The organism is Pseudomonas sp. PDM21, assembly GCF_014852505.2.
GTDB lineage: Bacteria > Pseudomonadota > Gammaproteobacteria > Pseudomonadales > Pseudomonadaceae > Pseudomonas.
In genome coordinates, this window is the sequence record NZ_CM181223.1 from 5,169,947 (window position 1) to 5,182,056 (window position 12,110).

General features: G+C 63.5%; 15 protein-coding genes. All 15 read right to left on the reverse strand.

Annotated elements, in window-relative coordinates; genetic code table 11:
• Window positions 1-10: 10 nt before the first annotated feature.
• The 15 genes from ispG to trmJ all read right to left on the reverse strand — a co-directional run bounded on the left by ispG (window position 11) and on the right by trmJ (window position 11,979).
• On the reverse strand, window positions 11-1,123 hold the full coding sequence (ispG, locus tag IB275_RS23855) for a flavodoxin-dependent (E)-4-hydroxy-3-methylbut-2-enyl-diphosphate synthase (protein WP_192291566.1): 1,113 nt from the start codon (window positions 1,121-1,123) through the stop codon (window positions 11-13).
• Window position 1,124: 1 nt separating this feature from the next.
• Entirely contained in the window at window positions 1,125-2,162 is a 1,038-nt protein-coding gene (locus tag IB275_RS23860) for a RodZ domain-containing protein (RefSeq protein WP_192291568.1), read from the reverse strand.
• Window positions 2,159-2,917: a type IV pilus biogenesis/stability protein PilW gene (gene pilW, locus IB275_RS23865; RefSeq protein ID WP_192291570.1), complete on the reverse strand. Its 759-nt coding sequence runs from the start codon at window positions 2,915-2,917 to the stop codon at window positions 2,159-2,161. The genes IB275_RS23860 and pilW overlap by 4 nt, the downstream gene beginning before the upstream one ends.
• 16 nt (window positions 2,918-2,933) lie before the next feature.
• Complete coding sequence (gene rlmN / locus IB275_RS23870; protein ID WP_138215443.1) at window positions 2,934-4,082, reverse strand: dual-specificity RNA methyltransferase RlmN; 1,149 nt, start codon at window positions 4,080-4,082, stop codon at window positions 2,934-2,936.
• A gap of 27 nt (window positions 4,083-4,109) precedes the next feature.
• Window positions 4,110-4,541, reverse strand: coding sequence for a nucleoside-diphosphate kinase (gene ndk, locus IB275_RS23875; RefSeq protein WP_024762960.1), 432 nt, complete (start codon window positions 4,539-4,541; stop codon window positions 4,110-4,112).
• A 250-nt stretch (window positions 4,542-4,791) separates the two neighbouring features.
• Window positions 4,792-4,992, reverse strand: a complete 201-nt coding sequence (iscX, locus tag IB275_RS23880; RefSeq protein WP_017522288.1) for a Fe-S cluster assembly protein IscX — start codon at window positions 4,990-4,992, stop codon at window positions 4,792-4,794.
• A gap of 14 nt (window positions 4,993-5,006) precedes the next feature.
• Window positions 5,007-5,345: an ISC system 2Fe-2S type ferredoxin gene (fdx, locus tag IB275_RS23885; RefSeq protein ID WP_081515975.1), complete on the reverse strand. Its 339-nt coding sequence runs from the start codon at window positions 5,343-5,345 to the stop codon at window positions 5,007-5,009.
• A gap of 6 nt (window positions 5,346-5,351) precedes the next feature.
• Entirely contained in the window at window positions 5,352-7,211 is a 1,860-nt protein-coding gene (gene hscA, locus IB275_RS23890) for a Fe-S protein assembly chaperone HscA (protein WP_192291573.1), read from the reverse strand.
• Between the two features lie 44 nt (window positions 7,212-7,255).
• Window positions 7,256-7,777: a co-chaperone HscB gene (hscB, locus tag IB275_RS23895; protein ID WP_192291575.1), complete on the reverse strand. Its 522-nt coding sequence runs from the start codon at window positions 7,775-7,777 to the stop codon at window positions 7,256-7,258.
• 8 nt (window positions 7,778-7,785) lie between these two features.
• Window positions 7,786-8,109, reverse strand: a complete 324-nt coding sequence (iscA, locus tag IB275_RS23900; protein WP_017522292.1) for an iron-sulfur cluster assembly protein IscA — start codon at window positions 8,107-8,109, stop codon at window positions 7,786-7,788.
• Between the two features lie 26 nt (window positions 8,110-8,135).
• Window positions 8,136-8,522, reverse strand: a complete 387-nt coding sequence (gene iscU, locus IB275_RS23905; protein WP_015478505.1) for a Fe-S cluster assembly scaffold IscU — start codon at window positions 8,520-8,522, stop codon at window positions 8,136-8,138.
• 27 nt (window positions 8,523-8,549) lie between these two features.
• Window positions 8,550-9,764 (reverse strand): IscS subfamily cysteine desulfurase, encoded by a 1,215-nt coding sequence (locus IB275_RS23910; RefSeq protein ID WP_045210541.1) that lies wholly within the window; start codon window positions 9,762-9,764, stop codon window positions 8,550-8,552.
• Window positions 9,765-9,792: 28 nt separating this feature from the next.
• A complete protein-coding gene (iscR, locus tag IB275_RS23915; protein ID WP_017522294.1) occupies window positions 9,793-10,287 on the reverse strand; it encodes a Fe-S cluster assembly transcriptional regulator IscR in 495 nt (164 codons plus the stop codon).
• A 140-nt stretch (window positions 10,288-10,427) separates the two neighbouring features.
• Window positions 10,428-11,207 (reverse strand): serine O-acetyltransferase, encoded by a 780-nt coding sequence (cysE, locus tag IB275_RS23920; protein ID WP_192291577.1) that lies wholly within the window; start codon window positions 11,205-11,207, stop codon window positions 10,428-10,430.
• Entirely contained in the window at window positions 11,200-11,979 is a 780-nt protein-coding gene (gene trmJ / locus IB275_RS23925) for a tRNA (cytosine(32)/uridine(32)-2'-O)-methyltransferase TrmJ (protein ID WP_017522296.1), read from the reverse strand. Before trmJ ends, cysE begins: the two co-directional genes overlap by 8 nt.
• Between the last annotated feature and the right edge of the window lie 131 nt (window positions 11,980-12,110).

A 12,110-nucleotide genomic window follows, 5' to 3' on the forward strand; every position in this document is an offset into this window, starting at 1 on the left:
CTTGTTGCGGTCAGCCGCGCACGATGAGTGCGGCGTCGGCCTCGGCCTTCTCGGCCGCTTTTTCGCGGATCAGCCGTTCCAGCTCATCCACCAGGTTATCGTTCTGCAGCTTCTGCGCCGGCTTGCCGTCGATGTAGATCAGGTTGCTCGGCGTGCCACCGGTGAGGCCGATGTGGGCCTCCTTGGCTTCACCCGGACCGTTGACCACGCAGCCGATCACGGCGACGTCCAGCGGCACCAGCAGATCCTCCAGACGGCCTTCCAGCTCGTTCATGGTCTTGACCACATCAAAGTTCTGCCGCGAGCAGCTCGGGCAGGCGATGAAGTTGATGCCACGGGAGCGCAGGCGCAGTGATTTGAGGATGTCGAAGCCGACCTTGATCTCTTCCACCGGGTCGGCGGCCAGCGAGATGCGAATGGTGTCGCCGATGCCCTCGGCGAGCAGCATGCCCAGGCCGACGGCCGACTTCACGGTGCCCGAACGCAGGCCACCGGCTTCGGTGATACCCAGGTGCAGGGGTTGTTCGATCTGCTTGGCCAGCAGGCGGTAGGCGGCGACGGCCATGAACACGTCGGAGGCCTTCACGCTGACCTTGAAGTTCTGGAAGTCCAGACGGTCGAGGTGATCGACATGACGCATGGCCGATTCCAGCAGCGCCTCAGGGGTCGGCTCGCCGTACTTCTTCTGCAGGTCCTTCTCCAGGGAGCCGGCGTTGACGCCGATGCGGATCGGGATATTGCGCTCGCGGGCGGCATCCACCACGGCCCTAACGCGGTCTTCGCGACCGATGTTGCCGGGGTTGATGCGCAGGCAGTCGACGCCCAGTTCGGCCACGCGCAGGGCGATCTTGTAGTCGAAGTGGATGTCGGCAACCAGCGGCACCTTGACCTGCTGCTTGATCTTGCCGAACGCCTCGGCGGCGTCCATGTCTGGCACGGAGACGCGGACAATGTCGGCGCCTGCGTCTTCCAGACGACGGATCTGGGCCACGGTGGCGGCCACATCGAGGGTATCGGTGTTGGTCATGCTCTGCACGGCGATGGGAGCATCCCCACCCACCGGCACGTTACCTACCCAGATCTTGCGGGACAGGCGGCGTTTGATCGGAGACTCGCAATGCATCTTACTGTCCACCCAACTTCAGGCGAGCGGTGCCACCGCGCGCCGGCGTGACTTCGACCGGCTGGCCGTTGTAGCTGACCTGGGCGCCCTGGGCGAAGCCCAGTCGCAGCTGGACTGGCGCCTTGGCGGCGACTTCCAGTGAATCTCCCTTGCGCTTGAGGCCCTCAAGGACAACCTTGCCGTCGGCATCGGTCACCTGGGTCCAGCAATCGGCGCTGAATTGAACCTTGACCACGCCCTGTCCTGCGGAAGCGACCACCGGGGCGGCAGGCGCCTCGGTCGGAGCCACAGGGGCAACCGGAGCAACCGGGCTGGCCGGAGCGACGGGCTGCTGCGCAGCCGGTTGCTGAGCCGGAACCGCGGGCGCCTGCGCCGGAGCGGTTTCGGCAGCGGTCGGGGCGCCGGGTACTGACGGGCTTGCAGCGAGCGGCGGAGTGCCTTCGGCCGGAACCTCGGCACTGCCGTTGTCGCCGGCCGGCTCACTGGGAACCGCCGGAGTGTTGGCCTGGTCCTCGGCGACAGCCTGGTCTTCCGGCTCGTCGAGGGTGTGGATTTCGGTGGTGCCGTCGGCGCTCTCGACCTCGACATGCTCCATGTTCAGGCTGCCAGTCTCGGCCGGGCGCGCAGAACGCTCCTGCCACCAGAAGTAGCCGAAGCCGATGAGTACGGCCAGCAGCGCCAGGCTGAACAGGCGCAGCAGGTTACGCGACAGGCGTACCGGCTCGACGACACGGCCGAGTGCCTGGACGTTGCTGCCAGTGGCGTCGGTGCCGGTGTACTGGTCGAAGGCGGTAACCATCTGGGCCTGGTCCATACCCAGCAGCTTGGCGTAGGCACGGATGTAACCACGGGCGAAGGTGTGACCCGGCAACTGCTCGAACGAGCCCTGTTCCAGCGAACGCAGGGCGTTTTCGGTCAGGTTGAGCTGGCCGGCGACCTGAGCGGTGCTCCAGCCCTTGTTCTCGCGCGCCTGGCGCAGCGTTTCGCCAGGGTTGGCGCGGGTCGTGCCGATGACATCGGACTGCGACGTATTCATCATTTATCCGCCTGGTATGCCTGGTATTCAGGAGAAGCGGGATACAGGCGCTTGAGTTGCAGCCCGTAGCTGGCAGCGGTATCCCGGTCGTCGTAGATCTTGGCCAGTCGAATCCCCAGCAACAGGCTGCGCGCGGTCTGCGGGCCCCGCTTGAGGTATTCCTCGTAATAGCCGCGAGCCGGCACGTACTCGCGGTCCTGGTAGGTCAGGTCAGCCAGTTCGAGCAGCGCACCCGTCGAATTGCGGTTCAGGCGAATGGCCTTCTCGAAGTATTCCTTGGCCTGAGCGCGGTTGTTGAGCTTCATGCTCACCAGGCCGAGGTTCTCGAAGATGCGCGAACGCTCGGAATAGAGGCCGTCTTCGGTGGCCTTCATGTAGGTGTCGTAGGCTTCCTGGTAACGCTTCTGCTCGAACAGGAAACCCGCGTAGTTGTTCAGGATGCGCGCATCGCCCGAGCGCGAGGACAACGCCTTGCGGAACTCGCTCTCGGCGAGCTTGGGCTCTTTCTCGACCTGATAGACCACGGCCAGGGCAGCATGGGCATCGGCGCTGGAAGAGTCGAGATCCAGGGCCTGGCGCAGCGGCACCTTGGCCTGCTCGGTGTTGCCCATCTGCAGGTAACCGATGCCGAGCTGGATATAGGCGTCACGCGCCTCGTCCCGGCCCTTCTCGGTCTTCAGAGGATCCTGTTTACCAGTCGTCACGCAACCCGTCAGCACGGTTGCCAACAGTAAGCACAGCGCGGCGCGCAGGGTCATCGGAATCCTCCCTAGTTCAGTTTCGGTTGGTAGCAGGCGCGGTCTGGTCGGCATCGGCCGCCAGCTGACGTACGGCAATATAGCGTTCGCTGCGGCGGGTGCGGTCCATCACCTGGCCTACCAGCTGACCACAGGCGGCATCGATATCATCGCCACGGGTGGTACGAACGGTCACGTTGAAGCCGCTCTTGTGCAGCATGTCCTGGAAACGGCGAATGGCATTGTTGCTCGGACGCTCGTAACCGGAATGCGGGAACGGATTAAACGGAATCAGGTTGATCTTGCAAGGGAAATCCTTGAGCAGTGCGATCAGCTGCTCAGCATGCTCGGGCTGGTCGTTGACGCCGGCCAGCAGGGTGTACTCGATCGTCAGCACGCGCTCCTTGCCCAGGCGCGTGATGTAGCGGTAGCAGGAATCGAGCAGCATCTCGAGCGGGTACTTCTTGTTGATCGGCACCAGCTTGTTGCGCAGTTCGTCGTTGGGTGCGTGCAGCGACAGGGCCAGGGACACGTCGGTCACCTCGGCGAGCTTGTCGATCATCGGCACCACGCCTGAGGTGGACAGGGTCACCTTGCGCTTGGAAATACCGTAGCCGAGGTCTTCCATCATGATGCTCATGGCGGTCACGACGTTGTCGAAGTTCAGCAGCGGCTCGCCCATGCCCATCATCACCACGTTGGTGATGGCACGGTCGATCTTGCCCGGGATGGTCCCGAACGACTGGTTGGCGATCCACACCTGGCCGATGATCTCGGCGGAGGTCAGGTCGCTGTTGAAGCCTTGCTTGCCGGTGGAGCAGAAGCTGCAGTCCAGCGCGCAACCGGCCTGCGACGACACGCACAGGGTGCCGCGGCCGCCTTGCGGGATGTACACGGTCTCGACGCAACTGCCCGAGGCCACACGCACCACCCACTTGCGGGTACCGTCAGCGGAAATGTCCTGGCTGACGATTTCCGGAGGGCGAATTTCGGCAACGGCCTCGAGCTTTTCGCGCAAGGCCTTGCCGACGTTCGTCATGGCGCCGAAGTCGACGGCGCCAAAGTGGTGAATCCATTGCATCACCTGGCCGGCGCGGAAGCGCTTTTCACCGATGGACTCGAAGAATTCCTCGAGCTGGGGCTTGGTCATGCCCAGCAGGTTGGCCTTTACAGCGGTATCAGTCATGGATTCACCCTCGCTCATTCGCCTGGATTAGCGAATGCGCTCGCACACCTCGGTGCTGGAGAAGAAGTAAGCGATTTCGCGGGCAGCCGAAGCTTCCGAGTCGGAACCGTGTACGGCGTTCTCGTCGATGGAAACGGCGAAGTCGGCGCGGATGGTGCCAGCGTCGGCTTTCTTCGGATCGGTAGCGCCCATCAGTTCACGGTTGCGCAGGATGGCGTCTTCGCCTTCCAGAACCTGAACAACGACCGGACCGGAGGTCATGAAGGAAACCAGGTCCTTGAAGAAGGGACGCTCTTTGTGCTCGGCGTAGAAACCGCCAGCTTCGCGCTCGGACAGCTGAACCATCTTGGAAGCGACAACGCGCAGGCCGGCTTTCTCGAAGCGGGTCAGGATTTCGCCGATGACGTTCTTGGAAACGGCGTCGGGCTTGATGATGGAGAAGGTACGTTGCAGGGCCATGGAAATAACTCCGAAAAGCAAGGTTGGTAATGCCAAGAAGCCCCTGGCGTGGCCAGGAGCTCCTGCGATTCTAGGGTTTGCCGCGCGCTGCGCCCGTGGGGCGGAAGCCGCGAAACCGGCCCGACTGCGACAGGGCCGGCGACTGGAAAATTCCCCCGGGGAAATTTTCGACAGCTCACCTAAAGATAAAACCCGCGAATTATACGCGGGTTCATGAAAAATGGGTACGCGGCTCTGGTGAGCCGCACCCTCAGTCGGCTTCTTCGATCCAGGCGGCCTGGATGGCTTCCAGCACCTTCTCCCCACCGCGGGAGGGATCGTCGCTGAACTCCGGCAATGCCAGCACCCAGCGATGCAGATCGACGAAATTCACGTAGCGCGGATCGACGTCCGGCTTGGATTCGGCCAGCTGGATGGCGATTTCGAGCACATCAACCCATTTCAGACTCATGTGAGCGCTCCGCCTCAGTGACCTTCGGACACCTGGTTGATGGTGTATTTCGGAATTTCCACCACCAGATCGGTCTCGCCGACCACGGCCTGGCAGGACAGGCGCGAATCCGGCTCCAGACCCCATGCCTTGTCCAGCATGTCGTCTTCCAGCTCGTCGGAGGCTTCCATGGAGTTGAAGCCTTCGCGCACGACCACATGGCAGGTGGTGCAGGCACAGGACATCTCGCAGGCATGCTCGATCTCGATGCCGTTGCGCAGCGCCGCCTTCATGATGGTTTCGCCCGGCTGGGCTTCGATCACCGCGCCTTCGGGGCAGTGTTCGGCGTGGGGCAGAAAGACAATCTGCGGCATCTTCGCTTATTCCTCGAGTTCATTGAGCCGGCGACCGGCCAGTGCGGCTTTGACGGTGGCGTCCATACGGCGCGCGGCAAAGGCGTCGGTCAGCTGGGACAGACGCTTGATCTGTAGTTCGATGGCAGTGGCATCGCTGCCGGTAGCCAGCTCGCGCAGCGAATCCATGCCGGCATCGATGACCAGGCGCTCATCAGCGTCGAGCAGGCGCTCGCCATCGGCGTCCAGCGCGGACTGCACGGCCTCCAGCAGGCGCTGAGCCTCGACCTGCTGCTCGCGCAACGTGCGGGCAGCCATGTCGTCGCCGGCGTACTGGAAGGAATCCTGCAGCATGCGGGCGATCTCGCCGTCGGTCAGGCCGTAGGACGGCTTGACCTGGATGCTCGCCTCGACGCCGGAGGACAGCTCGCGGGCGGAAACACCCAACAGGCCATCGGCATCGACCTGGAAGCTGACGCGGATTTTCGCCGAGCCCGCCACCATCGGCGGAATGCCACGCAGCTCGAAGCGCGCCAGGGACCGGCAGTCCTTGACCAGCTCACGCTCGCCTTGCAGCACATGAATCATCATGGCCGTCTGGCCATCCTTGTAGGTGGTGAACTCCTGGGCACGTGCCACCGGGATGGTGGTGTTGCGCGGAATCACCTTCTCCATCAGCCCGCCCATGGTTTCCAGGCCGAGCGACAGAGGAATCACATCCAGCAGCAGCAGCTCTTCACCGCGCTTGTTGCCGGCGAGGGCATCGGCCTGGATGGCGGCGCCGATGGCGACCACCTGGTCCGGGTCGATATCGGTCAACGGCTCGCGACCGAACAGCTCACCCACCAGCTCGCGAACGCGCGGCACGCGGGTGGAACCACCGACCATGACCACGGCGCTGACTTCCTCCAGCTCGATGCCGGAATCACGCACCGCACGGCGGCAGGACTTGAGACTGCGCTGGATCATCGGGTCGATCAGGGAGCCCATCTGGGCGCGAGTCAGCTCGCCGGTCCAGCTGTCGTAGGCGACGGTAACGCTGGCGCTATCGGTCAGGGCTTCCTTGGCGGCACAGGCGGTCTGCAGCAGACGGCGCTGGGCGCCCGGATCGAGGTCGGCCGAGATTCCGGCCTGCTCGATGATCCAGCCAGCAATGGCATGGTCGAAGTCGTCGCCACCCAGGGCGGTGTCGCCGCCGGTAGCCAGGACTTCGAAGACGCCACGGGTCAGGCGCAGAATGGAGATATCGAAGGTACCGCCGCCCAGATCGTAGATGGCGACCAGGCCTTCGGCGTTCTTGTCCAGGCCGTAGGCAACGGCGGCTGCGGTCGGCTCATTGAGCAGGCGCAGCACGTGCAGGCCGGCCAGACGCGCAGCATCCTTGGTGGCCTGACGCTGGGCGTCGTCGAAGTAGGCGGGAACCGTGATCACCGCACCCACCAGCTCGCCACCCAGGGTGGATTCGGCGCGCTGACGCAGGACACGGAGGATTTCGGCGGAGACTTCCACCGGGCTCTTGGCGCCCTGGACGGTCTCGATGAAGGGCATGTGCGATTCGCCCTGGGTGAAGCGGTACGGCAACTGGCCGCCAAGCTGTTTCACATCTTCCAGGCCGCGACCCATGAAGCGCTTGACCGAGATGATGGAGTTCAGCGGGTCTTGCGAGGCGGTGGCGCGAACGCTCTCACCCACCTCGATGCGATCGGCGAGGTAACGCACCGCCGAAGGCAGGATCACTTCGCCGCGGTCGTCCGGCAACGGAGCCGCGACGCCGCTGCGCACGGCAGCGACCAGGGAATTCGTGGTGCCCAGGTCGATCCCCACAGCCAGACGACGCTGGTGCGGCTGGGGGGTTTGTCCGGGCTCGGCGATCTGCAGTAGGGCCATGCGGTTTCTAATCAGGCTATCGGGCGCGGCGCGGGCCGCGCGGATTAATCGTCGAGTCGCTCTTCCAGCTGTCGCACTTCCTGCGCCAGCTTGTCGAGGAACTGCATGCGACGCACCAGGCGTTCGGCCAGGTCGCGGCGGGCGGCGTCATCCCAGCAATCGGCGAAATCCTCTTCCAGCCGTTGCTGGGCGGACTTCAGCTGACGCTTGAACTGCGCCACGCCGTCGAGATCGGCGCTTTCCTGCAGGTCTTCCAGGTCCTCGCGCAGCTGCATCTGCTGCAGGAGGAACTCCGGGTCCTGCACCGTGGCTTCCAGCGGCAGCGAATCGCCGCGCAGGGCCAGCAGGTACAGGGCACGACGCGGAACGCTCTTCAGCGTCTGGTAGGCATCGTTGAGTTCAGCGGCCTTGGCCTGCGCCAGTCGCTGCTCGCGCTCGGAAGCATCGGCGAAACGGTCCGGGTGGACGGTTCGCACCAGCTCACGGTAGCGATTGCCAAGGGCTTCCAGATCGATCCGGAAGCCCGGCTGCAGGTCGAACAGCGCGAAGTGACAGGGACTACCCACACCCAGCCTCAGACGTTGAAGCTTTCGCCGCAGCCACACTCACCGCGCACGTTCGGGTTGTTGAACTTGAAGCCCTCGTTGAGGCCTTCCTTGGTGAAGTCCAACTCGGTGCCGTCGAGGTAGACCAGGCTTTTCGGGTCGATGATGACCTTCACGCCGTGGCTCTCGAAGACCTGATCCTCGGCTGCCAGCTCGTCGACGAACTCCAGCACGTAGGCCAGACCGGAACACCCGGTGGTGCGCACGCCAAGACGAATGCCCTCGCCTTTGCCACGCCCTTCAAGGGAGCGGCGAACGTGGTTGGCGGCGGATTCGGTCATGCTGATGGCCATGGGAACTCCTTACTCAACGAATCGCTTCAGAGCAGACCTTTCTTCTGCTTGTAGTCGCGCACGGCCGCCTTGATGGCGTCCTCGGCGAGTACAGAGCAGTGGATCTTCACCGGCGGCAGGGCCAGTTCTTCGGCGATGGTGGTGTTCTTGATGGATTCGGCTTCGTCCAGGGTCTTGCCCTTCATCCACTCGGTGGCGAGGGAGCTGGAGGCGATGGCCGAACCGCAGCCGTAGGTCTTGAACTTGGCATCTTCGATGACGCCCTGCTCGTTGACCTTGATCTGCAGGCGCATTACGTCGCCGCAGGCCGGCGCGCCGACCATGCCGGTGCCGACGTCCGGATCTTCGGCGTTGAGCTTGCCGACGTTGCGCGGGTTTTCGTAGTGGTCGATGACCTTGTCACTGTAAGCCATGGCTAATCCTCACTTCTACGGGGCGGGTCAGTGGGCCTGCCATTCGACCTTGGACAGGTCGACACCCTCTTTGAACATATCCCACAGCGGCGAGAGTTCACGCAGCTTGGAAACGGCTTCCACCACCTTCTTGGCGGCGTAATCGACCTCTTCTTCGGTGGTGAAGCGACCGAAGCTGAAACGGATGGAGCTGTGCGCCAGTTCGTCGTTGCGACCCAGGGCGCGGAGCACGTAGGACGGCTCCAGCGAGGCCGAGGTGCAGGCGGAACCGGACGAAACGGCCAGATCCTTGAGCGACATCATCAGCGACTCGCCCTCGACGTAGTTGAAGCTGACGTTGAGGATGTTCGGCGCGTAGGAAGTCGGGCTGCCGTTGAGGTACAGCTCTTCCAGGTCCTGTACCTGATCGAAGAAGCGCTTGCGCAGGCCTTCGATGCGGGCCATTTCCTGGTGCATTTCTTCCTTGGCGATGCGGAAGGCCTCACCCATGCCAACGATCTGATGGGTCGCCAGGGTGCCCGAACGCATGCCGCGCTCGTGGCCGCCACCGTGCATCTGGGCTTCCAGGCGTACGCGCGGCTTGCGGCGCACGTAAAGAGCGCCCATGCCTTTGGGGCCGTAGACCTTGTGGGCAGAGAAGGACATCAGGTCGACCTTGAGTTTCTCCAGGTCGATGTCCACCTTGCCGGCCGACTGAGCAGCGTCGACGTGCAGCAGGATGCCGCGGGCGCGGGTCAGCTCACCGATGGCGGCGATGTCGTTGATGCTGCCGACTTCGTTGTTCACGTGCATGACCGAAACCAGGATGGTGTCGTCACGCAGGGCGGCCTCGACCATCGCCGGGGTGATGATGCCCTCGGGGGTCGGTTCCAGATAGGTCACTTCGAAGCCTTCGCGCTCCAGCTGGCGGCAGGTATCCAGAACCGCCTTGTGCTCGATCTTCGAGGTGATGATGTGCTTGCCCTTGGTCGCGTAGAAGTGCGCGACGCCCTTGACGGCAAGGTTGTCGGACTCGGTGGCACCGGAAGTCCAGACGATCTCGCGGGGGTCGGCATTGACCAGTTCGGCGACCTGGCGACGGGCGTTCTCAGCCGCTTCCTCGGCCTTCCAGCCGAAGAGGTGGGAGCGCGAAGCCGGGTTGCCGAAGTTGCCGTCAACCAGCAGGCAGTCGGCCATTTTCTGAGCGACACGCGGATCCACCGGGGTGGTGGCGGAGTAGTCGAGGTAAATCGGCAATCTCATCAGGTAACTCCTACAGGCGGGCGTTCGCTCAATCGATGGCGGACGCTTCAATCTTGTCGAGGCGCAGCGGCTTGGTGCCCGAGCAGCGACGCTCGTCCTGGCGCTGGGCGACCTCTTGAACTTCGCGGCGCTCGACCAGGTCGGCCAGGCTGATGCCGCTGAGGAACTCATGAATCTGCTGGCTGAGGTCGCACCACAAGTGATGCGTCAGGCAGGTATCGCCGGAGTGGCAGTCGCCCTGCCCCTGGCAGCGGGTAGCGTCGACCGACTCGTTGACTGCATCGATCACCTGGGCGACGTGGATGCCGGTCATGTCGCGGGACAGCTGGTAGCCGCCGCCCGGACCACGCACGCTGACCACCAGGTTGCCACGGCGCAACTTGGCGAACAGCTGTTCCAGGTAGGACAGGGAGATACCCTGGCGCTCGGAGATATCGGCGAGAGAAACCGGGCCACGCTGGGCGTGCAACGCCAGATCGAGCATGGCGGTGACGGCATAGCGGCCTTTGGTGGTCAATCGCATGGGGAAATCCGGAAGAATCGCTGGTATGGCGGGAGTATGCTCTTTTCCGACTATTTAAGTCAACTATAAGACCTATTAATTTAGTCGGAATTAGCCAGCGAACGGCGGCATATTGTAGCAGCAATGCAAGGGCCGGCGCATCACTGCGCCGACTTGCTGCTCTCCTCGTCCTTGACGCCGGCGAAGTCCTCTTCCCGCAGAACCGGAAGATCTTTCGCACAGTAGTCGCTACCCAGAGCTGTCAGAGCCTTGCACATGCCCTCCAGTCGGCCATCGACCGCCTGCAGGTGATCGAGCAACTGACCGATGGCACGGGCCACCGGGTCGGGCATGTCCTGGCTGACCCCGTAGGCATCGAACCCGAGCTTTTCTGCCATGGCCTGGCGCTTGGCGGCCTGATCCGCGTCATCCTTGACGATGATGCGGCCGGGAATACCCACCACAGTGGCACCAGGCGGCACCTCTTTGGTAACCACGGCATTGGAACCCACCTTGGCGCCAGCACCGACGGTGAACGGACCGAGCACCTTGGCGCCCGCCCCCACCACCACGCCGTCGGCCAGGGTCGGGTGACGCTTGCCCTTGTTCCAGCTGGTGCCGCCCAGCGTGACGCCCTGATAGATGGTCACATCGTCGCCGATCTCGGCGGTTTCGCCGATGACGATGCCCAAACCGTGATCGATGAAGAAGCGGCGACCGATCTTCGCACCCGGATGGATCTCGATGCCGGTCATCCAGCGACCGAAATTCGACACCATGCGCGCCAGCCACTTCCAGCCGGACGCCCAAAGACCATGAGCCAGGCGATGCAGCCAGACGGCATGCAGACCCGGATAGCAGGTGAGCACCTCGAAGGCATTGCGCGCCGCCGGGTCACGATGGAATACGCTCTGGATATCTTCGCGTACACGCTCAAACATCTTCATCACTCCGCTTGGAAAGCTCCCCGCGGGCAGCTTTCTGTGTCTCGGTGAGAATACCCCGCAGGATATTCATCTCCAGCTTGCTGACACCGGCACGGCCATACAGGCGGCGCAGGCGCGACATCAGGTGGCGCGGCTTCTGCGGGTCAAGGAACTGAATGTCCACCAGGGTCGACTCCAGATGCGCGTAAAAGCGCTCCAGCTCGTCCGACGTCACCGGAACGCTGTTGAGCATGGCAGTGGACTCGACCTTCTCCTGCTTGGTGGGCTGCCCCTGAACGGCCAGCCAGGCCATGCGCACCTCATAGACCAGCACCTGCACCGCCGTCGCCAGGTTCAGCGAGCTGAACTCGGGATTGGCCGGGATGTGCACGTGGAACTGACATCGCTGCAGTTCCTCATTGGTCAGACCGGCGTACTCGCGACCGAACACCAGCGCAACCTCACCGCCCTGCTGGACGTGTTCCAGGCTGGTGGTGGCGCACTCGCGGGGGTCGAGCAACGGCCAGGGGATGCGGCGATCGCGCGCACTGGTGCCGAGCACCAGGCTGCAGCCAGCCAGGGCATCTTCCAGCGTGGGCACGACCACGGCCGCATCAAGGATGTCATCGGCACCGGAGGCACGGGCGCGCGCTTCGCCACTGGGGAAATCCATCGGATCAACCAGGACCAGGCGCGACAGGCCCATGTTCTTCATCGCACGGGCCGTACCGCCGATATTGCCGGGATGGCTGGTGTTGACCAGCACCACGCGAATTTTGTCGAGCAACGCGCGACTCCACACAAAAGCGAAAAAGGGAGGGAATCCTACCGCAGCAGTGGGGCTTGCGCCACGCAGGCGACAGGTCGCTCTATTAACTCCATGGCTTTCTGCTAGAATGTCCGGCTTTCTTTAACGAC